Source organism: Streptomyces sp. NPDC054887 (assembly GCF_053610585.1).
On sequence record NZ_JBSGYQ010000034.1, the window covers coordinates 16110 to 38178 of the forward strand.

The 22069-nt window shown below is 72.1% G+C and carries 19 protein-coding genes; 14 read left to right on the forward strand and 5 right to left on the reverse strand.

Annotated features, from left to right (window positions below):
* Positions 1-3 precede the first annotated feature (3 nt).
* The 10 genes from ACWGH0_RS20180 (at position 4) to ACWGH0_RS20225 (ending at position 13817) form a co-directional block, all read left to right on the forward strand.
* Complete coding sequence (locus ACWGH0_RS20180) at positions 4-906, forward strand: carbohydrate ABC transporter permease (protein ID WP_453405540.1); 903 nt, start codon at positions 4-6, stop codon at positions 904-906.
* Between the two features lie 8 nt (positions 907-914).
* Positions 915-2180, forward strand: coding sequence for a 6-phospho-beta-glucosidase (locus ACWGH0_RS20185; RefSeq protein WP_453405587.1), 1266 nt, complete (start codon positions 915-917; stop codon positions 2178-2180).
* A complete protein-coding gene (locus ACWGH0_RS20190; protein ID WP_453405541.1) occupies positions 2171-3142 on the forward strand; it encodes an N-acetylglucosamine kinase in 972 nt (323 codons plus the stop codon). Before ACWGH0_RS20185 ends, ACWGH0_RS20190 begins: the two co-directional genes overlap by 10 nt.
* A 221-nt stretch (positions 3143-3363) precedes the next feature.
* Positions 3364-4710, forward strand: a complete 1347-nt coding sequence (locus tag ACWGH0_RS20195; RefSeq protein WP_453405542.1) for a hypothetical protein — start codon at positions 3364-3366, stop codon at positions 4708-4710.
* 20 nt (positions 4711-4730) lie between these two features.
* Positions 4731-5738, forward strand: coding sequence for a glutamate ABC transporter substrate-binding protein (locus ACWGH0_RS20200; protein WP_453405543.1), 1008 nt, complete (start codon positions 4731-4733; stop codon positions 5736-5738).
* A gap of 110 nt (positions 5739-5848) precedes the next feature.
* On the forward strand, positions 5849-7132 hold the full coding sequence (locus tag ACWGH0_RS20205) for a hypothetical protein (protein WP_453405588.1): 1284 nt from the start codon (positions 5849-5851) through the stop codon (positions 7130-7132).
* A complete protein-coding gene (locus ACWGH0_RS20210) occupies positions 7129-9756 on the forward strand; it encodes a tetratricopeptide repeat protein (RefSeq protein ID WP_453405544.1) in 2628 nt (875 codons plus the stop codon). Before ACWGH0_RS20205 ends, ACWGH0_RS20210 begins: the two co-directional genes overlap by 4 nt.
* 3 nt (positions 9757-9759) lie before the next feature.
* Positions 9760-11040 (forward strand): protein phosphatase 2C domain-containing protein, encoded by a 1281-nt coding sequence (locus ACWGH0_RS20215; protein ID WP_453405545.1) that lies wholly within the window; start codon positions 9760-9762, stop codon positions 11038-11040.
* A 113-nt stretch (positions 11041-11153) separates the two neighbouring features.
* Positions 11154-12521, forward strand: coding sequence for a vWA domain-containing protein (locus ACWGH0_RS20220; protein ID WP_453405546.1), 1368 nt, complete (start codon positions 11154-11156; stop codon positions 12519-12521).
* Positions 12522-12587: 66 nt separating this feature from the next.
* Positions 12588-13817 (forward strand): FHA domain-containing protein, encoded by a 1230-nt coding sequence (locus ACWGH0_RS20225; RefSeq protein WP_453405547.1) that lies wholly within the window; start codon positions 12588-12590, stop codon positions 13815-13817.
* Here ACWGH0_RS20225 and ACWGH0_RS20230 read toward each other — a convergent pair.
* Positions 13811-14788 (reverse strand): methyltransferase domain-containing protein, encoded by a 978-nt coding sequence (locus ACWGH0_RS20230; RefSeq protein WP_453405548.1) that lies wholly within the window; start codon positions 14786-14788, stop codon positions 13811-13813. The genes ACWGH0_RS20225 and ACWGH0_RS20230 overlap by 7 nt on opposite strands.
* A gap of 132 nt (positions 14789-14920) precedes the next feature.
* On the opposite strand from ACWGH0_RS20230, the gene ACWGH0_RS20235 reads away from it, so the two are divergent.
* Positions 14921-15325 (forward strand): globin, encoded by a 405-nt coding sequence (locus tag ACWGH0_RS20235; protein ID WP_453405549.1) that lies wholly within the window; start codon positions 14921-14923, stop codon positions 15323-15325.
* A gap of 85 nt (positions 15326-15410) precedes the next feature.
* On the opposite strand, the gene ACWGH0_RS20240 is transcribed toward ACWGH0_RS20235, so the two are convergent.
* Genes ACWGH0_RS20240 through ettA form a run of 3 tightly spaced genes read right to left on the reverse strand, consistent with a single transcriptional unit; the run spans position 15411 to position 18258 of the window.
* Positions 15411-16121, reverse strand: a complete 711-nt coding sequence (locus ACWGH0_RS20240; RefSeq protein WP_453405550.1) for a hypothetical protein — start codon at positions 16119-16121, stop codon at positions 15411-15413.
* Positions 16118-16591, reverse strand: coding sequence for an acyl-CoA thioesterase (locus ACWGH0_RS20245; protein ID WP_453405551.1), 474 nt, complete (start codon positions 16589-16591; stop codon positions 16118-16120). Before ACWGH0_RS20245 ends, ACWGH0_RS20240 begins: the two co-directional genes overlap by 4 nt.
* A gap of 2 nt (positions 16592-16593) precedes the next feature.
* A complete protein-coding gene (gene ettA, locus ACWGH0_RS20250) occupies positions 16594-18258 on the reverse strand; it encodes an energy-dependent translational throttle protein EttA (protein WP_453405552.1) in 1665 nt (554 codons plus the stop codon).
* Positions 18259-18550: 292 nt separating this feature from the next.
* Here ettA and ACWGH0_RS20255 point away from each other — a divergent pair, with 292 nt between their 5' ends.
* The 3 genes from ACWGH0_RS20255 to ACWGH0_RS20265 all read left to right on the forward strand — a co-directional run bounded on the left by ACWGH0_RS20255 (position 18551) and on the right by ACWGH0_RS20265 (position 20843).
* Entirely contained in the window at positions 18551-18886 is a 336-nt protein-coding gene (locus ACWGH0_RS20255; RefSeq protein ID WP_453405553.1) for an ArsR/SmtB family transcription factor, read from the forward strand.
* 1 nt (position 18887) lies between these two features.
* Positions 18888-19595, forward strand: a complete 708-nt coding sequence (locus ACWGH0_RS20260) for a cation transporter (protein ID WP_453405554.1) — start codon at positions 18888-18890, stop codon at positions 19593-19595.
* Positions 19596-20048: 453 nt separating this feature from the next.
* Complete coding sequence (locus tag ACWGH0_RS20265; RefSeq protein WP_453405555.1) at positions 20049-20843, forward strand: NUDIX domain-containing protein; 795 nt, start codon at positions 20049-20051, stop codon at positions 20841-20843.
* On the opposite strand, the gene ACWGH0_RS20270 is transcribed toward ACWGH0_RS20265, so the two are convergent.
* Positions 20827-21960 (reverse strand): XRE family transcriptional regulator, encoded by a 1134-nt coding sequence (locus tag ACWGH0_RS20270; RefSeq protein ID WP_453405556.1) that lies wholly within the window; start codon positions 21958-21960, stop codon positions 20827-20829. The two genes, ACWGH0_RS20265 and ACWGH0_RS20270, sit on opposite strands and share 17 nt — an antisense overlap.
* Between the last annotated feature and the right edge of the window lie 109 nt (positions 21961-22069).

Here is a 22069-nt window from a genome sequence, read left to right on the forward strand (position 1 = left end):
CGTATGACGCAGGTTCTCGACCGGCCGGCGAAGACCGGGGCGGGCGACGCCTCCGCGAGCCCGGCCGGGAGTGCCGCCCGCCGCAGGGCGCTGCTGCACTGGATCGCCGTCCACGCGCTGGGCGTCGCTGCCGCGCTCTTCTTCGTGCTGCCGTTCGTCTTCGTGGTCCTGACGTCGCTGATGAACGACCAGCAGGCGCTGACCCGCGACCTGACGCCGGACACCTGGGAGTGGGGGAACTACGTCCGGGTCTTCGAGACGCCGGGGTTCTTGACCTGGTGGCGGAACACCCTGCTGTACGCCGGGCTCGGCACCGTGCTGACGGTGGTCTCCTCCGTCCCGGTGGCGTACGCGCTCGCCAAGTTCCGCTTCCGGGGCCGCCGGCTGTCGCTGATGCTCGTCGTCTCGATGATGATGCTGCCGCCGCAGGTCGTCGTCATCCCGATGTACCTGTTCTGGGCCAAGCAGCTGGACCTGTCGGGAACGCTGTGGCCGCTGATCGTCCCGATGGCGTTCGGTGACGCCTTCTCGATCTTCCTGCTGCGGCAGTTCCTGCTGACCATCCCGGACGAGTACCTGGACGCGGCGAGGGTCGACGGCTGCGGCGAGCTGCGGACGCTGGTGCGGGTCGTCGTGCCGATGGCCAGGCCGGGCATCGCGGCGGTCGCGCTTTTCCAGTTCTTCTACGCGTGGAACGACTACTTCGGACCGCAGATCTACGCGTCCGAGAACCCGGCCGCCTGGACGCTGTCGTACGGGCTCGAATCGTTCAAGGGCGCGCACCACACCGACTGGAACCTCACCATGGCCGCGACCGTCCTGGTCATGGCCCCTGTGATCGTCGTCTTCTTCTTCGCCCAGAAGGCGTTCGTCGAAGGCGTCACACTGACCGGAGTAAAGGGCTGATGTCTGCAATGAAGCTCGCTGTAGTGGGGGGCGGATCCACCTACACCCCCGAACTGATCGACGGGTTCGCCCGGCTGCGGGACACCCTGCCGATCGGGGAACTGGTCCTCGTCGACCCGGCCGCCGACCGGCTCGACCTGGTGGGCGGGCTCGCCCGCCGCATCTTCGCCAAGCAGGGCCACCCGGGCCGCGTCACGACCACCTCGGACCTGGACGCGGGCGTCGCGGACGCCGACGCGGTGCTGCTCCAGCTGAGGGTCGGCGGCCAGGCGGCGCGCGAACGGGACGAGACGTGGCCGCTGGAGTGCGGCTGCGTCGGGCAGGAGACGACGGGCGCGGGCGGTCTCGCGAAGGCGCTGCGCACGGTCCCGGTCGTCCTGGACATCGCGGAGCGGGTACGGCGCGCGAATCCGGACGCGTGGATCATCGACTTCACCAACCCGGTCGGCATCGTGACGCGCGCGCTGCTCCAGGCCGGCCACAAGGCCGTCGGGCTGTGCAACGTGGCGATCGGCTTCCAGCGGAAGTTCGCGAAGCTGCTGGACGTGGCGCCCGCCGACGTACACCTGAACCACGTGGGCCTCAACCACCTCAGCTGGGAGCTGGGGGTGCGCCTCGGCGGACCGTCCGGCGAGGACGTGCTGCCCGGGCTGCTCGCCGAGCACGGTGACGCGATCGCCGACGACCTGCGCCTGCCGCGCGCGGTGCTCGACCGCCTCGGGGTCGTCCCCTCCTACTACCTGCGCTATTTCTACGCGCACGACGAGGTGGTGCGGGAGCTGCGGACGAAGCCGTCCCGGGCCGCCGAGGTGGCGCGGATGGAGGCGGAGCTGCTGGCCATGTACGGCGACCCGGCGCTGGCCGAGAAGCCCGCGCTGCTCGCCCAGCGCGGCGGCGCGTTCTACTCGGAGGCGGCGGTGGACCTGGCGGCGTCGCTGCTGGGCGACGGCGGCGGCCGGGTGCAGGTCGTCAACACGTACAACAACGGCACGCTGCCGTTCCTCGCGGACGACGCCGTCGTGGAGGTGCAGGCGCGGGTGGACCGCACGGGCGCGACCCCGCTGGCCGTGCCGGAGCTGGACCCGCTGTACGCGGGGCTCGTCGCCCACGTGACGGCGTACGAGGAGCTGGCCCTGGATGCGGCGCTGCGCGGCGGACGCGACCGCGTGTTCAGGGCGCTGCTGGCGCACCCCCTGGTCGGGCAGTTCGAGTACGCCGACGGGCTCACCGACCGGCTGATCGCGCACAACCGGGAGCACCTGGCGTGGGCGTGAGCGCGGCGGTCGTCGCCATCGACGCGGGCAACAGCAAGACGGACGTGGCGGTGGTCGCGGCGGACGGCTCGGTCCTGTCCACCGCGCGCGGCGGTGGCTTCCAGCCGCCGGTGGTGGGGGTGCGGGCGGCCGTCGACGCGCTGGCGGAGACGGTGGGCCGGGCGCTGGCGGTGGCGGGCGTGGACGAGCCGGCCGACCACGTCTCCGCCTGCCTGGCCAACGCCGATCTGCCGGTGGAGGAGCAGGAGTTGCAGACGGCGGTGCACGCGCGCGGCTGGGGGCGTACGACGGAGGTCCGCAACGACACGTTCGCGGTCCTGCGGGCGGGTGTCGACGAGCCGCGAGGGGTGGCGGTGGTCTGCGGGGCCGGGATCAACTGCGTCGGCATGCTGCCGGACGGGCGCACCGCCCGGTTCCCGGCGATCGGGCGGCTCTCCGGCGACTGGGGCGGCGGCGGGGGGCTGGCGGACGAGGCCCTGTGGTGGGCGGCGCGGGCGGAGGACGGCCGGGGCGAGCCCACGGAGCTGGCGCGGGCGCTGCCGGCGCACTTCGGGCTGCCGTCGATGTACGCGCTGATCGAGGCACTGCACCTGGGGCGCGTCGCGCCGGGGCGGCGGCACGAACTGGCGCCCGTGCTGTTCGCGGTCGGCGCGGCGGGGGATCCGGTCGCCCGGTCGCTCGTCGACCGGCAGGCGCGGGAGGTCGTCGCGATGGCCGTGGTGGCGCTGGCACGCCTGGACCTGCTCGGCCAGGAGGCGCCGGTGGTGCTGGGCGGCAGCGTCCTTGCGGCCCGCCACCCTGCGCTGGACGCCCGCGTCACGGAGCTGATGGCGGAGCGGGCGCCGAAGGCGGTGCTCCGCGTGGTGACGGCCCCGCCGGTGCTGGGCGCGGCCCTCCTGGGCCTGGACCGCACGGGGGCCGCGCCCGGGGCGCACGAACGGCTGCGGTCGCACTGGGCGTAGAGGGCGCGGGCCGGATGCCGCGGCGGGGGCGCGGGATCCGGCCACGGGGGCCCGCCGGGGGAACCGCGGCGGCGCGTTCCGCGTGTACAGGGAGGGGAGTTCAGTACCTGTGAAGCCTTGATCACGCACAAGATCGCGCCAATCCTGGTGTGGATACCGGTCCCTGCGGCCATACTGCTTGCCGGGCACGGCAGACCGTCAATGACCGAGGGGGAGGTCACGTGGCACATCCGCCGCATGTGCGCGAGGCGCGACCGCCCGCACGGACCGCGTGGGCGGAGGGCGTGGACCGGCTGCGCGCCGGCGCCACGACGGAGCCCGGCCGGCTGCGCGTCATCGGCGCGCTGGTGGCCGCCCTCGTCGTCGCGTTCGGCGCGGTGACCGCCTGGGAGATGACCGCCCGGGCGAGTGCCGCCGGGAACGTCGTGACCCGCAGCCAGCCGCTGAGCGCCGACGCCGCGAGCATCTACCGCTCCCTCGCCGACGCCGACTCCGCCGCCGCCAGTGGTTTCCTCGCGGGCGCGCAGGAGCCGAAGGACCTGCGGGAGCGGTACGAGGACGACATCGCGACCGCCTCCGCCCTGCTCGCGAAGGCCGCGTCGCACACGGAGAGCACCAGCGCCTCGGGGCGCGAGATCGCCGCGCTCAACACCCAGCTTCCGCAGTACACGGGCCTGGTGGAGCGCGCCCGCGCCAACAACCGGCTCGGCCTTCCGCTCGGCGGGGCCTACCTGCGGTACGCGAACGAGCGCATGACCACCAAGCTGCTGCCGGCCGCCGAGCGGCTCTACACGGCGGAGACGAGCACGCTCGGCGAGGACTACGAGAACGCCCGCGCCTGGCCGTTCGTCGGACTCGGGCTCGGAGTGCTGGCGCTGGCCGGCCTCACCTGGGCCCAGCGGCGCAACTACCGGCGGACGAACCGGGTGTTCAACCACGGCCTGCTGGCCGCGAGCGTCACCTCGGCCGTCGTCCTGCTCTGGCTCGGCGTCGGGCACGTCATGGCGCGGTCCGAGCTGGAGGACGCCATGGCCCACGGCCAGGCGTCGCTCGAAGTCCTCAACGACGCGCGCATCACCTCCCTCAACGCCCGCGCCAACGAGAACCTCACCCTGGTGGCGCGCGGCGCCGTACTGGCCGCCGACGGCAAGCGGGACCTGTACGAATCGCAGTACGCCGACGGCATGAAGGAACTGGGGCGGCGCCTCGCCCGGGCCCGCGCGCTCGCCGACGACCCGCAGGGCGGCGCACCGGTGAAGGACGCGACCGCCAAGGCCGACGAGTGGCTGAAGCGGCACACCGTCGCCCGGGCCACCGACGACGACGGCGACTACGAGGGCGCCCTGGCCAAGGTCATCGGCGACAAGGGCTCCACCGGCGAGTGCTTCAACGGGGTCGACGCGGCGCTGGAGAAGGCCCTCGCGCACGAGCAGGCGGAGTTCACGCGGGCGGCCGAAAGCAGCCGGGGCGCGCTCACCGGGCTGCCGCTCGGCGCCGCGATCCTGGCGGTGCTGGGCGCGGCGGGGGCCGTCCTCGGCATCGGGCGCAGGCTTTCGGAGTACAGGTGATACGGGTGGCGGGAGGCGCGGTGACCAGGACGGGCAGCCGGAACGGCGGCACGGGCGGCAGGCTGCGCGGATGGGGCGGAGTGGCCTCGATGGCCGCTGCCTGCGCGCTGACGGCCGCCGTGACGCTGCTGCCGCTCTCGCACGGCGCCGGGGACGGGCAGGGCCGGGACGCGGCGGGGCAGGGTGCGACGCGGGCGGTCGCCGCGCGGGCGGACGCCTGCGAGGACCCGGAGGCCAGCCTGCGGCCGTCGGCCGCGGACGGGCCCGCCGTCGAGAAGATCAAGGCGCGGGGCAGACTGATCGCGGGCGTCGACCAGAACAGCTTCCGCTGGGGCTACCGCAACCCGGCCACCGGTGACCTGGAAGGCTTCGACATCGACCTGGTGCGCGCCGTCGCGGAGGACATACTCGGCGACCCGGACAAGGTCGTCTACCGCGCCATACCGACCAACCAGCGCATCCTCGCCCTTCAGGAGGGCAGGGTCGACGTCGTCGTCAGGACGATGACGGTCAACTGCGAGCGCATCAAGGACGTGGCGTTCTCCACCGCGTACTTCCAGGCGGGGCAGCAGGTCCTCGCCCCCGAGAAGTCGACGGTCACGGGCTACGACTCGTCGCTCGCCGGCAAGCGGGTCTGCACGGCGAAGGGCTCCACGGCGTACGACGCCCTGGCCGCGAAGTCGTTCGGCGCGAAGTTCGAGGGGCTCACCGTGTCCAGCCAGCTCGACTGCCTGGTGCGGCTCCAGCTCGGCGAGGTCGACGCCGTGGTCACGGACAACGCCCTGGCGGCCGGCCAGGCGGCGCAGGACCCGGCGGTCGAGCTCAAGGGCGAACCGTTCACCCGCGAGTACTACGGCGTCGCGACGAAGCTCGGCAACGACGACCTGGTGCGGCGGGTGAACCACGTCCTGGACGGCTACCGCGAGGGCGGGAAGGACGGCCGGTGGATGCGGGCGTACGCCAAATGGCTGAAGGAGGACCTGCCGGGGATCGAGAAGCCGCCGGAGCCGAAGTACCGGGACAATTGAGCCGGTTGGATGCTGGGCAGAACGACACGGGGCTGTACGTCGGAGCACATCGCGACACATGAGCGGAGAGGTGATCGATGAGCGTGGCGGCGGGTGCCACCGGGCCGGTGATGGACCGGGACGAGGTGGACCGTGCGCTGGCACGGCTCGGTGCGGAGTACGAGGCGATCGAGACCTCGCTCCTGGCGCTCCAGGACCACGCGGGCCGCAGGCTGCTGGAGGGCGCCGAGCTGACGGGCGTCACGCTGGAACGCTGGAACGCCACCGAGCCGGCCATCACCCTGCTGTGGTCGTACTTCGACACGTACAGCGCCGCCCTGCGCGCCGCCCGTGAACTGCGGGCCCGGCGGCGCTTCCCCAACCGCGCGGACCTGGCCGAGCTGACCGACATCCTGCGCGGCGAGAGCGTGACCGTGGCGGGCGGCCCCTCCGCCCACGCCCAGCCGTCGATCACCGGGCCCGCGAAGCTGTCCGAGCACATCACGCTGGCGGCCCTGGTGTCCCGGATGAACGACCTGTACGCGCGGTCGCTCGACACGGTCGTGACGGCGGACGCGGTGTGGTCGGCGCTGCCGGCCCGGATCGACCTCCTCGCGGCGGAGCTCCGGCGCACGCGGTCGCTGGCGCACTCCGTCGGCGTACGGCCGGGCGAGCACCCGTCCGGCGACGACCTGGAGGACATCACGCACGAGCTGAGTGCGCTGCGCACCCAGGTGGTGACCGACCCGCTCGCGTTCTGGCGTCCGGGGCTCGGCAGTTCGGCTCCCGGCGGCGGCCGTCCGGACACCGAGCGCTACGACCGGGCGGCCCGCGCCCTGGAGGACGTGCGGCGCGAGATCGACGCGGTCCTGACCGTACGGCAGGACGCCGAGCAGCGGCTGGTGCGGCTGCGGGACGTGCTCTCGCGCGCGGACCGCACGCTGGCCGAGGCCAGATCGGCGCGCGGCGAGGTGCTGGCGAAGATCGCCGCGTCGGAGGTCCCGGCGGTCGGGGGTCCGCCGACCGCGCTCCAGGAGCAGCTGGTACTGGCGGCCGACTACCGCAGGCACGCCCAGTGGCACCGGCTCTCGCCGCTCCTGGAGTCGCTGGAGCGCGAGGCCGAGGACGAACTGCTGCGGGCCCGCGAGTCGTTGACGGCGGTGACCGCGCCGCTGGCGGTGCGGGCCGAGCTGCGGGGCCGGCTGGACGCGTACAAGGCGAAGGTGGCCCGGCACGGCATGGCGGAGGACCCGGTGCTGATCGAGCGGTACGACGCGGCCCGCCGCATGCTGTGGAGCGCGCCGTGCGACCTGCGGGTCGCCGAACAGGCGGTGCTGCGGTACCAGCAGGCCGCCGCCGAACTGCTGGTGCCGCGGGGGGCCGGGCCCGGCGACTACACGGGGAGACCGTCATGAGCCAGTGCCTGCGCCCCGGCTGCGGTGGCGCGTACGAGGACATGGGCGGCGGCGAGTTCTACTGCGACACCTGCGGTCTCGCGCCGGTCGCCCCGCCCGTCGGGTCTCCCCCGTCCGAGCACAACCGGGAGCCCGGGGAGGGCATGCTGTCGTCGCCGCCGACCGGGATCGCGGCCGGCGGCCGGGGCCGCGGGGGCGGCGACAGCTCGTCCGCGCGCAGCGGCTCCACGGGCTCCTCGCGGTCCTCCTCCCGCTCGTCCCGGTCGTCCACCTCGCGCCGCTCGGTCTCGGGCCGCCTCTCCCGCTCCCTGTCGGGCGCGTCCGCGTCCCGTTCGGTCTCGGTCCGCAGCTCCGGCGCGTCGTCGAGCGCGTCCGGGCGCAACCGGCTGGGCGCCGGCCTGGTGTCCGTGCCGGACGTGCCGCGCCCGGATCCGCAGTCCGCCGTGATGGCGAACCCGGAGGTCCCCGAGCGCAAGCGGTTCTGTTCGCGCTCCGACTGCGGTGCGCCGGTGGGGCGTTCGCGCGGGGACCGCACGGGGCGTACCGAGGGCTTCTGCACGAAGTGCGGCCACCCGTACTCCTTCGTTCCGAAGCTGGCCGCGGGCGACGTCGTGCACGGCCAGTACGAGGTGATGGGCTGCCTGGCGCACGGCGGCCTGGGCTGGGTCTACCTGGCGGTGGACCACGCGGTGTCGGACCGGTGGGTCGTGCTCAAGGGCCTGCTGGACACGGGCGACCAGGACGCGATGGCGGCGGCGATCTCCGAGCGGCGCTTCCTCGCCGAGATCGAGCACTCCAACATCGTCCGCATCTACAACTTCGTCGAGCACCTCGACCAGCGCACCGGCTCCCTGGACGGCTACATCGTCATGGAGTACGTCGGCGGCAAGTCGCTCAAGGAGATCGCCAACGAGCGGCGCGGCCCGACGGGGCGGCGGGACCCGCTGCCGGTCGAGCAGGCGTGCGCGTACGGCATCGAGGCGCTGGAGGCGCTGGGGCACCTGCACAGCCGGAACCTCCTGTACTGCGACTTCAAGGTCGACAACGCCATCCAGCAGCACGACCAGCTGAAGCTCATCGACATGGGCGCGGTCCGCCGGATGGACGACGACGAGAGCGCGATCTACGGCACGGTGGGCTACCAGGCCCCCGAGGTCGCCGAGGTCGGCCCGTCCGTCGCCTCGGACCTCTACACGGTGGCGCGCACGCTCGCCGTGCTGACGTTCGACTTCCAGGGCTACACGAACGTCTTCGTGGACAGCCTGCCCGACCCCGGACACATCGAGGTCTTCCGGCGGTACGAGTCCTTCTACCGGCTGCTGGTACGGGCGACGGACCCGGACCCGGCGCGGCGGTTCGCCTCGGCGGCGGAGATGGCGGAGCAGCTGACGGGCGTGCTGCGGGAGGTCGTGGCGCTCCAGACGGGGCGTCCGCGCCCGGCGCTCTCGACACTGTTCGGTCCGGAACTGCGGGTCGCGGACACCCAGTTGTTCGCCGAGCTGACGGGGGACGTCTCGCTGCTGGGCGGCCGCGCGGTCCCGGCGGGCCGGCGGGCGCGGCGCGCGGCGGCGGCCGTCCCGGCGCCCCACCCCGCCACGCAGGCCGCCGTGCCGGCGCCCGTCACCGTGCCCGGGGCCGTCGCGCCGCCGGGGGCCGCCCCCGGTGCCGGGCCCGGCGGCGTACCGGTGCCGACGCCCTTCCTCGCGCCGGTGCGCACGGCGGCGACCGCGCTGGCGCTGCCCGTGCCACGGGTCGACCCGGACGATCCCAACGCCGGTTTCCTCGCCGGTCTGCTGGCGTCCGCGCCGGCGGAGCTGGTGGCCGCGCTCCGGTCCGCCCCCGCCGACTCCGTCGAGCTGCGGCTGCGCGAGCTGCGCGCCCGGCTGGAGATGGACGAGCAGGAGACCGCCGCGGAGGCGCTGCGCACGCTGGAGCTCCAGCACCCCGACGACTGGCGGGTGGTCTGGTACCGGGGCGTCGCCTCCCTCGCCTCGGGGGACGACGAGAACGCCGCCCTGTCCTTCGACGCGGTCTACGACGCGTTCCCCGGCGAGGCGGCCCCCAAGCTCGCCCTGGCCGTGTGCGCCGAGGTCCTCGGACAGCTCGACAACGCCGCCGAGTACTACCGCCTCGTATGGGCGACCGACCCGAGTTACGTGAGCGCCGCCTTCGGTCTCGCCCGTGTGCTGCTCGCGGCGGGTGACCGGCAGGGCGCCGTCGACACGCTGGAGTCCGTGCCCGAGTCGTCGATCCACTGCACGGCGGCCCGGGTCGCCGCCGTACGGGCGCGCCTTCGCCGGCGCGCCGCGCGGGAGGCGCTCCTCGACGACCTGACGGCGGCGGCCGCCCAGGTGGAGGCGCTGGAGCACTTCGGACTCGACGCCGTACGCCGGGAGCAGTTGTCCACCGAGGTGCTGGGCACCGCTCTGGACTGGGTACTCTCCGGTGGGCACGGGGCTCGCCCCGCGCAGACCGCGCTGCTCGGCAGCCAACTGGACGAGCGCGGCCTGCGCTTCGGTCTGGAACGCTCGTACCGGGTGCTCGCCCGGCTCGCGCAGCGCGGTGAGGAGAGGATCGACCTGGTGGAACGGGCCAACCGTTTCCGCCCCCGGACCTGGGTGTGAAAGATGTCGCAGATGCGCCGGCCGCCTGCTGAGCCGAACTGCCCCGGCTGTGAAGAGCCGCTGGGGCCCGGGGACCTGTTCTGCGGGGTGTGCGGGTACGACCTGTCCGCCCTGGCACAGGCTCCGGTGGACCACCCCACGGTGGCCATCACGGTGCCCCCGGCGGCGGACGCCGGCGCGCAGCGGCCCGCGGCCGTACGGTACGACGATCCCCCCTCGGCGGCGTCCGGATCCGGCGACTTCGTCCTGGCGGCGCCCGGTTCCGTGCCCGCGCCGCCGGAGGCCGGGCCGGCGCCCGTCGACCCGCGCTCCGTCGTGCCCGAGCAGGCGCCCGTGTCCGGCACCGGCGTGAAGGTGTGCGTCGCGTGCCGCGCCGGCCGGATCGACGAGGACGGCTACTGCGAGAACTGCGGTCACGCGCAGCCCCGCGAGCGCGACCACATGGAGCAGGAACTGGACGCGGTGGCCGCCGTCAGCGACCGCGGCCTGCGCCACCACCGCAACGAGGACGCGTTCGCGGTCTCGGCGGCGGCCCTGCCCGACGGATCGCCCGCCGTCGTGGCGATCGTCTGCGACGGCGTGTCGTCGGCGACCCGCCCGGACGAGGCGTCGGCGGCCGCCGCGACCGCCGCCAACGAGTCCCTGCTGGAGTCCCTGCCGCGCGGCACGCACCCGCAGCAGGCGATGCACGACGCGATCGTCGCGGCCGCCGAGTCGGTCAACTCCCTCGCCGACGCGGCGGACGACGACCCGGAGCACGATCCGCACCGGCAGCACACGAACGCGCCCGCCTGCACGCTGGTCGGCGCGATCGTGGCGAGCGGGCTGCTCGTCGTCGGCTGGGTCGGCGACAGCCGCGTCTACTGGGTGCCCGACGACCGCACCGCGCCGCCCGCCCGTCTCACCGAGGACGACTCGTGGGCGGCCCAGATGGTGGCCGCGGGCCTGATGAACGAGGCGGAGGCGTACGCCGACGAGCGCGCCCACGCGATCACGGGCTGGCTGGGCGCCGACGCGTACGAACTGGAGCCGCACACCGCCGCCTTCAAGCCGGACCGGCCGGGCGTGGTCGTGGTGTGCACCGACGGCCTGTGGAACTACGCGGAGGCGGCGCACGAGATGGCGCGGGCCGCGCCCGCCGACGCCGCCGCCCGGCCGCTGCACTGCGCCCAGGTGCTGGTCGGGCACGCGCTCGACGGTGGGGGCCACGACAACGTAACAGTGGCCGTCCTGCCGTTCGCCATGGCGCAGCAAGGGGCAGGATCGGCTCACGGCACGGCGTAAGGCCCCGGAACTCCGACCGCACCCGCCACTCACCCACTGCCTCGACCGCCCGCACCGCCCCTCGCGTGGAGGGCGTGGAGCGATTCCGTCCGCCTTGAGGAGCCCGATAGACCATGGCGAACTTCTCCAAGTCGCGTGTGCCGCAGTTCTCCGTCGACGTCTACCAGAACGAGTACCTGCCGGAGGGCGGCCGCGAGGTCAACGCGATCGTCACGGTGACCTCCACCGGGGGCGGCACGAGCGGAGCCGCCGGGCTGCTCGCCGGGTCCTCGCCCGGGTACATACCGGTGGGGCAGGCACCGGGCGCGCCGAGCGCCGCCGTGGTGATCATGATCGACTGCTCGGGGTCGATGGAGTACCCGCCGACGAAGATGCGCAACGCGCGGGAGGCCACGGCTGCCGCCGTCGACACCCTGCGCGACGGCGTCGCCTTCGCGGTCGTCAGCGGGACGCACCAGGCCAGGGAGGTCTACCCGGGCAACGGGCGCCTCGCCACCGCGAGCGAGGTGACCAGGGCCCGGGCGAAGGAGGCCGTGCACGGCCTGACCGCCGGCGGCGGCACGGCGATCAGCACCTGGCTGCGCCTGGCCGATCACCTGCTCGCCGGGGCGGACGTGCCCATCCGGCACGGCGTCCTGCTGACCGACGGGCGCAACGAGCACGAGTCGCCCAGACACCTGCGGGACGCGCTGGAAGCCTGCACGGGCCGCTTCACCTGTGACGCGCGCGGCGTCGGCACGGACTGGGACGTCAAGGAGGTCACCGGCATCGCCTCGGCGCTGCTCGGCACGGCCGACATCGTCGCCGATCCCAGGGGCCTGGCGGCGGACTTCACGCAGATGATGGAGAAGGCGATGGGCAAGGAGGTCGCGGACGTGGCGCTGCGGCTGTGGACGCCCGTCGGCGCGGAGATCCGATTCGTCAAGCAGGTCGCGCCCGCTGTCGAGGACCTGACCGGGCGGCGCACCGAGGCGGGCCCGCGCGCCGGGGACTACCCGACGGGCTCCTGGGGCGACGAGTCCCGCGACTACCACGTGTGCGTACGGGTGCCGGAGGCCGGCATCGGCCAGGAGATGCTCGCGGCCCGGGTCTCCCTCGTCCTGCCCGATCCCTCGGGCGGTACGCCGCAGACCCTGTCGCAGGGCCTCGTACGGGCGGTGTGGACGGACGACATGGCCGCGTCCACCTCCATCAACCCCCAGGTGGCGCACTACACGGGCCAGGCCGAACTGGCACATGTCATCCAAGAGGGCCTGGAAGCGCGCAAGTCGGGTGATTTCGACGGAGCGACGGCGAAACTGGGGCGCGCGGTGCAGTTGGCGGCCGCTTCGGGGAACGCGGACACCGCGAAACTGCTTTCGAAGGTGGTGGACGTCGTCGACGCGACGACAGGTACTGTGCGACTGAAAGCGAAGGTCGCGGAAGCGGACGAGATGACCCTCGAAACGCGCTCGACCAAGACAGTTCGCGTCAAGAAGTAACCATAAAGCTGCGAGAAGTACCGATTTGCGGCCTTCGGGCCGGACGAGAGAGGGGGAAGCGCCGACATGCCGACCTGCCCGAACGGACACCAGTCGGGTTCCGACGACTGGTGCGAGGTCTGCGGCCATCGCATGGCCGGCGCCGTGCCGCCGCCTCCCCCGCCGCCCCCGCCCGCCCCCGGTTACGGCTACCCGCAGGGCCCGGGTCCCGGGTCCGCCCCCGCTCCCGGCCCCGGTTCGGGTTACGGCTTCCCGCCGCCCGGTCCCGACGCGACCGCGCAGGCGGAGATCTGCCCGCAGTGCCGCACGCCGCGCGAGGCGATGGCGCCGTTCTGTGAGGAGTGCCGCTGGAACTACCTCACCAACACGGCGACCTCCTACACGCCCGTGGCCCCGCAGAACTCCGGCCCCGCTCCCGGCCTCAACCTGCCGCCCGGCTTCCAGGCCCGGCCGCAGGGGCAGCCGCCGCAGGGCCCGCCGCCCGCGTACGAGTACCAGGGCTCGCGCCCCTCGCAGGTGAACCGGCCGGCCGAGCCGCTGACGCCCGAGCCGTCGGGCCGGCAGGCGCCCCCGCCCGGTTTCCAGCAGCAGCCGTTCCAGCAGCAGCAGCCGGGTCCGCCGCAGTTCCAGCAGCAGGCGCCGCACGCGCCACCGCAGCACCAGCAGCCGGCTCCCCCGCAGCGGGAACGCAACGGTGAGGACGACTGGATGCTGCCCCCGCCGTCGCAGGGGCAGCCGCAGGGGCAGCAGCCTCCGCAGCAGCAGCAGCCGCACCATCTTCAGCAGCCGCCGCAGCAGCAGCACCAGCCGCCTCACCACCAGCAGGCGCCGCAGCAGTCGCAGCAGCAGTTCCAGGGGCAGCAAGGGCAGGGGCAGCCGCCCGCTCCGGCCGGCTGGACCGCGACCGTGGGCCCCGACCGCGAGTACTTCATGGCGATGATGCAGCGCAGCGGCCCCGACGCCGCGGGCCTCAACCTGCCCGCGTACTCACCCGCGCAGCAGCGCCCGCTCACGGGCAACCAGGTCACCATCGGCCGCCGCCGGCAGAGCACGGGCGAGGCGCCGGACATCGACCTGTCCGTGCCGCCGGAGGACCCGGGCGTCTCGCACCAGCACGCGGTCCTGGTCCAGCAGCCCGACGGCTCCTGGGCGGTCGTCGACCAGAACTCGACGAACGGCACCACGGTCAACGGCGCCGAGGACCCGATCCAGCCGTACGTGCCGGTCCCGCTCCAGGACGGCGACCGCGTCCACGTGGGCGCCTGGACGACGATCACGGTGCACAGGGGTCAGTAGGTCCCGGCCGGCCGGCCCAGGGGCCACGCGTACGGGCCCCTCGGGTCGTCCAGCCACGCCCACTCGCCGGTGTCGGTGACCGTGACGCCGAAACGCTCCCGGGACGGCCGGTGCTCGCGGTGCCACAGCGTGAGCACCTCGTGCGGGTCCATGCTGCCGGCGGTCAGGGCCAGCATGAACCGGAACAGGTCGTTCTCCACCGCGCGCCGCGGCAGCCCGCCCGGGTGCCGCGGCGCTGCCTCGTCGACCGCTCCGCGCAGCGGGACGAAGTAGGCGGGCGTGTGCAGGAAGCGCCCCTCGGCGTGCGAGGTGTCCCGTACGTCCAGCGCGATCAGGCCGGTCGCCAGCGGGGCCAGGATCCGCGCCCCCGGCCGGCACTGCGCGAGCCAGGCGCGCGGCACCGACGACAGGGCGCAGGTCGCGATGATCCGGTCGAAGGGCGCCCTTGCGGGACAGCCGAGCGTGCCGTCGCCGGTGACCACCGCCGGACGGTGGCCGGCCGCCTCCAGGTGCCTGCGCGCCGACTCGGTGATCTCCGGTTCGAGGTCCACCGTGGTGACCAGCCGGTCGCCGAGGCGGTGGGCGAGCAGCGCCGCGTTGTAGCCGGTGCCGGCGCCGATCTCCAGTACGGCGTGCCCGTCCCGTACGTCGAGTTCGTCGAGCATCTCCGCCATCAGCGACGGCTGGCTGCTGGAGGAGACGAGCTCGTTCCCGCGCACGCGGGTGGCGAGGGGGGCGTCCGAGTACACACCGCGCAGCCACCGCTCACGGCGCTCCGGGTCGGGATCCTCGCCCCACAGCCGATGGTGGCCCCCCGGGCCGGCGACGAAGAAGTACGGCACGAACAGGTGGCGCGGCACCGCGGCGAAGGCCGCGCGCCAGGCGGGGTCGCCGAGGGCGCCGGCCGCCACCATCTCCCGTACCAGTGCCGCACGTGCCCCGGCGTACACGTCCGCGTCAGGTCCGCCCATACGCCCACTGTCGCGCGGCGGGGGCCGTGGGGCGAGTGGCCGGGGGCGGATGTCGGCCGCCGTGGCCGGTGACGGAGGGCGGCGGGTCCTAGTCCTTAGGTCGTCGGCCGGTCCGTCTGAGACGATGGACCGGTGAAAGAGATTCCGCGCGGCACGCTTCAGGAGCAGACCTTCTACGAGCAGGTCGGCGGCGAGGAGACCTTTCGGCGCCTGGTGCACCGGTTCTACCAGGGAGTCGCGGAGGACCCGCTGCTCAAGCCCATGTACCCGGAGGAGGATCTGGGCCCCGCCGAGGAGCGGCTGGCCCTCTTCCTGATGCAGTACTGGGGCGGACCCCGTACGTACAGCGACAACCGCGGCCATCCCCGTCTGCGGATGCGGCACGCGCCGTTCACCGTCGACAAGGCCGCGCACGACGCCTGGCTCAAGCACATGCGGGTCGCCGTCGACGACATCGGGCTGTCCGAGGAGCACGAGCGGCAGTTGTGGAACTACCTGACGTACGCCGCCGCGTCGATGCTCAACACGGACGGCTGACGCGTCTCGTTCCAAGCGGCTGTCTCCGGGCAGGACCCTTCGGACTCCGGGCGGTCGAGTCGCCCGGAGTCCGAAGGGGTTTCACCTATACCGGGGCCACCGAGAGCACCCCGAGCCCGGCGCGGCGTACCGCGACCGAGCCGTAGGGGGTGCGCAGCCGGAGCCAGCCCGCGGCGGACAGCAGCGCCACGGCGGACGGGTCCGCGCCGGGGCGCAGGAAGCCCAGCGAGTGGGCGGCGTGCACGGCCCGCAGCGGCAGTTCCGTGTCGCCGAGCGTGCGTGACCAGATCTCGCGGCCGATACGGTCCCGGGCGGCCCGGGTCCTGTCGTCCGGTGCCAGCGCCTCGTCCCGTGCGCGGAACTCCGCGACCGCGGCGGCGACCACCGCGCGCATCGCGTCCGGCCCCGGCAGCCCGGCGACCTGCCGCCAGCCGCCGCGGGGCGGAAGCACACCGGCCCACGGCGGGCCGGTCACGGCCTGCGGCACCACGACCGCACCGGTGCCCTCGTCGATGCCTTCGAGGAGCTGCCCGGCCGAGACGGTGACGTCCAGCCCGCCCGGGTCCGCTGCGGCCCCCGGGCCACCGCCGGCGGTGACGGCGACCGCGAGGCGGGAGGTGCGGACGGCCAGCACCTCGAACGACGGCGGCCGCCCGAACACGGCCACCGCCCCGGCGCCCGCCTGGAGCCGTACCGCCGCGGCCCGGTCGTAGTGGATCAGCCGGCCGAGGAAGGCGGCGAGATCGGCCGCCTCCCCCACGTCGGCGAGCACCAGCCGCCGTCCGAGCGCCGTCATGCGGCGACAGCCCCCTGCGGGGACCGGCGGCCGGACCGGCCGCCGTCGCCGTCGTCCAGGTACTCCAGGAGGAAGGACTTCTCCTCCGCCGAGATCCGGCGCGGCCGGGCCGCTTCCAGGTCGTACGGCACGACGACCGTCGAGGCGCGCACGTACACGCGCTCGGAGCCGTCGGCGTCCGTGTCCTTGACCTCGTACGCGATCGTCAGCGACGCCGCGCCTATCTTCGTGACCCACGACTCGATGGTCACCGGCTCGTGCCGGTGGACCAGCGGCAGCTTGTAGTCGATCTCGTGCCGGGCCACGACGGACCCGCCCGCGAACGACGGCGAGCCGTCCCCCGGCGCCAGCCGGAACATGAAGTCGATCCGCGCCTCCTCCAGGTACCGGAGGAAGACGACGTTGTTGACATGCCCGAAGGCGTCCATGTCCGACCAGCGCAGAGGACAGCGGTAGATGTGACGCGACAAGGTCAGCCTCGCGTCAGCTTCTTGTACGTCGCCCGGTGCGGACGCGTCGCGTCCGCGCCCAGGCGCTCGACCTTGTTCTTCTCGTACGACTCGAAGTTGCCCTCGAACCAGTACCACTTGGAGTCACCCTCGTAGGCGAGGATGTGCGTCGCGACCCGGTCCAGGAACCAGCGGTCGTGGGAGATCACCACGGCCGCGCCCGGGAACTCCAGGAGCGCGTTCTCCAGCGACGACAGGGTCTCGACGTCGAGGTCGTTCGTCGGCTCGTCGAGGAGCAGCAGGTTGCCGCCCTCCTTGAGCGTCAGGGCCAGGTTGAGGCGGTTGCGCTCACCGCCGGACAGGACGCCGGCCGGCTTCTGCTGGTCCGGGCCCTTGAAGCCGAACGCGGAGACGTACGCCCGCGAAGGCATCTCGACCTGGCCGACGTTGATGTAGTCGAGCTCGTCCGACACGACCGCCCAGAGGGTCTTCTTGGGGTCGATGTTGGCGCGGCTCTGGTCGACGTAGCTGATCTTGACGGTCTCGCCGACCTTGATCGCGCCGGAGTCCGGGGTCTCCAGACCCTGGATCATCTTGAACAGCGTGGTCTTGCCGGCGCCGTTCGGGCCGATGACGCCGACGATGCCGTTGCGCGGCAGCGTGAACGACAGGTCGTCGATCAGCACCTTGTCACCGAACGCCTTGGAGAGGTTGTTGACCTCGACCACGATGGAACCGAGACGCGGGCCCGGCGGGATCTGGATCTCCTCGAAGTCCAGCTTCCGCATCTTGTCCGCCTCGGCGGCCATCTCCTCGTACCGGGCGAGACGCGCCTTCGACTTGGTCTGGCGGCCCTTGGCGTTGGAGCGGACCCACTCGAGCTCTTCCTTGAGCCGCTTCTGGCGCTTCTCGTCCTTGCGGCCCTCGACCTTGAGGCGGGCGGACTTCTTGTCGAGGTACGTCGAGTAGTTGCCCTCGTAGGGGATCGCGCGGCCGCGGTCGAGCTCGAGGATCCACTCCGCGACGTTGTTCAGGAAGTACCGGTCGTGGGTGACGGCGACAACGGCGCCCGCGTACTTCGACAGGTGCTGCTCCAGCCAGTTCACCGACTCGGCGTCGAGGTGGTTGGTGGGCTCGTCGAGGAGCAGCAGGTCGGGGGCCTCGATCAGCAGCTTGCAGAGCGCGACACGGCGCTTCTCGCCACCGGAGAGGTTGGTGACGGGCCAGTCGCCGGGCGGGCAGCCCAGCGCGTCCATGGCCTGTTCGAGCTGCGCGTCGAGGTCCCAGGCGTTGGCGTGGTCGAGGTCCTCCTGGAGCTTGCCCATCTCTTCGAGCAGCGCGTCGGAGTAGTCGGTCGCCATGAGCTCGGCGACCTCGTTGAAGCGCGTGAGCTTGCCCATGATCTCGGCGGCGCCGTCCTGGACGTTCTCCAGAACGGTCTTCGACTCGTCGAGCTTCGGCTCCTGCATGAGGATGCCGACGCTGAAGCCGGGCGACAGGAACGCGTCGCCGTTGGAGGGCTGCTCCAGTCCCGCCATGATCTTCAGCACCGTGGACTTACCGGCACCGTTGGGACCCACCACACCGATCTTCGCTCCCGGCAGGAAGCTCAGCGTGACGTCGTCAAGGATCACCTTGTCGCCGTGCGCCTTGCGCGTCTTGCGCATCGTGTAGATGTACTCAGCCAAGAGAAACCGTCCGGCAATCGATGTGTGGGCAGATACACCCCATCTTGCCTGACGTCCACCCCGGGACGGAAACGCGTTCCGCCGGGGGTCCGCCACCTGGACGTTCGCTGGCCGCGCCGATAGGTGACCTGTCACCGGTTGTCGCCGTTGGTCGCTGCCGAGCGGCCTCGCACGGCCCAGGGACGGCCCAGATGTGATCAGCCGCTAGACGCCAGCAGGACGCATGTCGGCCTGGAATGGTCGGCGACTATCCATGGTTCCCTGAATCCAGGATGTCGTGTACTTTCGCGGTGTGCTGACTGTTGCTTCCGACATCGAGGTGCTGGCCCGCTTCGGCCGCGCGCTCGCCGACCCGATCCGCTGCCGCCTCCTGCTGGCTCTGCGCGAGGCTCCCGCTTACCCGTCCGAGCTCGCCGACACCCTCGGCATTTCCCGCACCCGTCTGTCGAACCACCTGACGTGCCTGCGGGACTGCGGCCTGGTCGTCACCGTCCCCGAAGGCCGACGCACCCGCTACCAGCTCGCCGACGAACGCCTGGGTCACGCTCTGGACGACCTGCGCACCGCAGTCGTCGCGGTGGAGACCGACCGCACCTGCCCGGACGCCGAGATAAAGGGCTGCTGCTGAGATGACTGCCATATCCCTGAGCCCCTCCCCGGCTCGTCGCGACGTGCTGGCGAAGCGAATACGGCTGCTGGTCGCAGTGACGATCACCTACAACGTGATCGAAGCGGTCGTCGCCATCACGGCCGGCACCCTGGCTTCCTCCACCGCGCTGATCGGCTTCGGCCTCGACTCAATCATCGAGGTGTCCTCCGCCGCCGCCGTCGCCTGGCAGTTCTCCGCGACCGACCACACCGTCCGTGAAGCCCGCGAGAAGACCACTCTGCGGATCATCGCGGTCTCCTTCTTCGCTCTCGCCGCCTACGTCACGACCGACTCGATCCGCGCTCTGACCGGCACCGGCGAAGCTGAGCACTCCACCCCCGGCATCGTGATCGCCGCGCTCTCCCTGCTGGTCATGCCGTTCCTGTCCGCCGCACAGCGCAAGGCCGGACGCGAACTGGGCTCTGCCTCCGCCGTCGCGGACTCAAAGCAGACCCTGCTGTGTACGTACCTCTCGGCCGTTCTGCTCGTCGGCCTGCTCGCCAACAGCCTCTTCGGCTGGACCTGGGCCGACCCCATCGCCGCCCTCGTCATCGCCGCAATCGCCCTCAAGGAAGGCCGCGACGCCTGGCAGGGCAAGGGCTGCTGCGCAACGCCTCCCACCGCCACACCGGCACTCGCCGCCGAGCCGGACGCCTGCGGCTGCAAGCCTGGATGCTCCTGCTGTTGAGCGCAGCGGCGAACTCGACTCGCGCCGTGGGCCACTAGGTCGGTGGAGCGGCTTTGGGCTGGAGCTGCTTTGGGGCGAGTGATCATGGCCCCTTACGCTGGCCGCGATTCGGGCAGCACCTAGCCTGCCCGCAACAGCCCGAATCGGGGCCATGATCTTAGAGGCTCGCCCCAAAGTGGCTGCCTAAAGCCGTGGAGCCGACCGCCCCAGCCACAGAGGGGTTCCCTACCCATCCCCCCGAGCACGCAGCGCGCCGCTTGGCGCGGTCCGCCGCTGGCGAAGACAGGGCGGCGGACCGCGCCGAAGAGCGGCGCGCCCCGCGCCGTGCGCGGGGTCTTGATGAAGTAGGGAAACTCTTACCGCGCAGCTCGTTGATCGTCCCTGTCGGTTGTCAGGCTCGGCCGCTAGGCTTGTGTCGGCCGACACAAAGACAGCAGGGAGCGTGCGCGGGGGATGGGACCGAAGTCGGAGCGGGTATACGACACGATTCGGGATCGGATCATGTCCGGGAAGTACGCGCCCGGTGACAAGTTGCCCTCTGAGCGCACGCTGTCTGAAGAACTGAGCATCGGGCGCACCCAGCTCCGAGTGGTGATGGCGAAGCTCGTCGCCGAGAGGTTGATCGAGTCGAACGCCCGTAGCGCGTACCGGGTGCCTGCGCGGCCTGCCTTGGTGAAGCCGCCGGCCGATCTCGAGCCGTGGCAGATCCATGGTGAGCGAACGCTCTATGACAACCGCTGGGTGAAGCTTGGGCTGGTCGATGTCGAGCCGCCCGGCGTGGAACGGTTCGAGCATCACGTGGTGCGGCTTCACCACGTCGCGATCGCCGCAGTTCTCGACGACCAGGACCGCGTACTCATGCTGTGGCGATACCGCTTCGTGCCCGACTCCTTCGGCTGGGAGCTGCCGGGCGGCATCGTGGATGCGGACGAGGACCCCGCAGCGGCCGCTCTTCGTGAGGTGGAGGAAGAGACCGGCTGGCGCCCGGATGACCTGAAGCACGTGGTCACCTATCAGCCCATGGTCGGCATGGTCGACTCACCGCACGAGATCTACGTAGGCCGTGGCGCCAAGCACATCGGCGAACCTACGGACCTCGAAGAGGCCGGGCATGTCGCCTGGGTGCCGCTGGGGGACATCCCCGGACTCATGGCGCGAGGCGAATTGATGGGCTCCGGAACGCTGGTTGCGCTCCTTCACGTTCTCGCCTCTTGCGCTGCCGGGAAGTCACCTACAGCCGCTGCGTGAGTTGCTCGATGCGACGACGCTGACGCACTGATCCAGTTCGGTTCGCCAACAGACGCGCCTGCCGGAGGTGATCGTGGGCCTGGTCGTACTCGCCGCGAGCAAGGTGGGCTTGCGCAAGGTCGCATCGGAGTCCTGCCGTAGCCCGGATAAATGTCGGGTCCACGCTGTCCAGCGCTGCATACAGGCTGTCCACAGCTTCATCTTCTCCGAGGAGAGCGAGCGCATTGCCGCGCCACCGGCTGAGATGCCCATGGTTGAGGAAGATGCTCAACATGTCGGGGTCCCGGACCTCGTCGCCGTCAGGCAGGTGCCGCACGGCGTTGTCGAGAGCACGGCGGCAGTCGTCGGACAGCCCAGCCCTAGCACAGATCTCGGCTTCCGCCGCGTACAGCCATGCTTGCAGCCGCGGGGACATCAGCTTTCCGCCGGCCCTTTGAGCATCACGCACTAGCTCGACCGCGATGGCGGGGCGTCCGGCGTCGCATAGAACGTACGCCTGCTCGGCCGTTGCGTGCGCGAGGTACATAGGCTCGTCGGCTTCCTTCGCCGCTCGCTTGCCTAACTCGTAGTGACGCCATGCCCGTTCGACAGCTCCTACATCGAGAGCCTGCCATGCAGCCAAGGTCGCAGCTCCGGCCAGTGCGAGAGCGACAGGGCGACGGGTCTCGGGGAGCACTGCGAAGGTCAGTGCGTCTTCCAGCTTCGCGAGGTGGCCAGTCATCTGGTCGACGAGACTCGCTGCACCCATCTGACGGTCGAAGGTCCGCAGAAGTTCGGTCTGCTCCATGAACGTCTTCACCATGGTCAGGCTGACGCTGCGCGACGCGTCTATCCGACGTACCAGTTCGTCGTACCCGTCCGCTTCGGGCATTGGTGCTGGGGCGGAGTGGGTGCCTTGCAGCTCGTCGTTAGTGACGCCGAGCAGTACCCGAAGGATCTTCGCGTACCGCTCGCTGATCGGGCGTCTACCGTTCTCCCACTCCGACACGTAGACGCGAAGGCTCGCCGTTGACGCGATGGTGAGCATGTGTTGCCGAGCATGCTGTTCGATCTCGCGGATCAGCCGCTCTTGCGACCACTCGCGCGCGTTCCGTGCTGTTCGGAGTCCATTGGCCACGTGCACCGCCCCTGCATGTGAGTCCTCAGCTGTAACAGCAGCATGCCTCACATAGACGCAGGTCGGCAGGGGTTAACCCGCTTGGCGTTAACCCTTGTTGTCTACCGGG

Bases quoted from the DNA above. Each gene is read 5' to 3' on its own strand.
- ACWGH0_RS20180 (WP_453405540.1), top strand. From the start codon at position 4: ATGACGCAGGTTCTCGACCGGCCGGCGAAGACCGGGGCGGGCGACGCC.
- ACWGH0_RS20185 (WP_453405587.1), top strand. From the start codon at position 915: ATGAAGCTCGCTGTAGTGGGGGGCGGATCCACCTACACCCCCGAACTG.
- ACWGH0_RS20205 (WP_453405588.1), top strand. From the start codon at position 5,849: ATGGACCGGGACGAGGTGGACCGTGCGCTGGCACGGCTCGGTGCGGAG.
- ACWGH0_RS20210 (WP_453405544.1), top strand. From the start codon at position 7,129: ATGAGCCAGTGCCTGCGCCCCGGCTGCGGTGGCGCGTACGAGGACATG.
- ACWGH0_RS20215 (WP_453405545.1), top strand. From the start codon at position 9,760: ATGTCGCAGATGCGCCGGCCGCCTGCTGAGCCGAACTGCCCCGGCTGT.
- ACWGH0_RS20220 (WP_453405546.1), top strand. From the start codon at position 11,154: ATGGCGAACTTCTCCAAGTCGCGTGTGCCGCAGTTCTCCGTCGACGTC.
- ACWGH0_RS20225 (WP_453405547.1), top strand. From the start codon at position 12,588: ATGCCGACCTGCCCGAACGGACACCAGTCGGGTTCCGACGACTGGTGC.
- ACWGH0_RS20230 (WP_453405548.1), bottom strand. From the start codon at position 14,788: ATGGGCGGACCTGACGCGGACGTGTACGCCGGGGCACGTGCGGCACTG.
- ACWGH0_RS20240 (WP_453405550.1), bottom strand. From the start codon at position 16,121: ATGACGGCGCTCGGACGGCGGCTGGTGCTCGCCGACGTGGGGGAGGCG.
- ACWGH0_RS20260 (WP_453405554.1), top strand. From the start codon at position 18,888: ATGACTGCCATATCCCTGAGCCCCTCCCCGGCTCGTCGCGACGTGCTG.
- ACWGH0_RS20265 (WP_453405555.1), top strand. From the start codon at position 20,049: ATGGGACCGAAGTCGGAGCGGGTATACGACACGATTCGGGATCGGATC.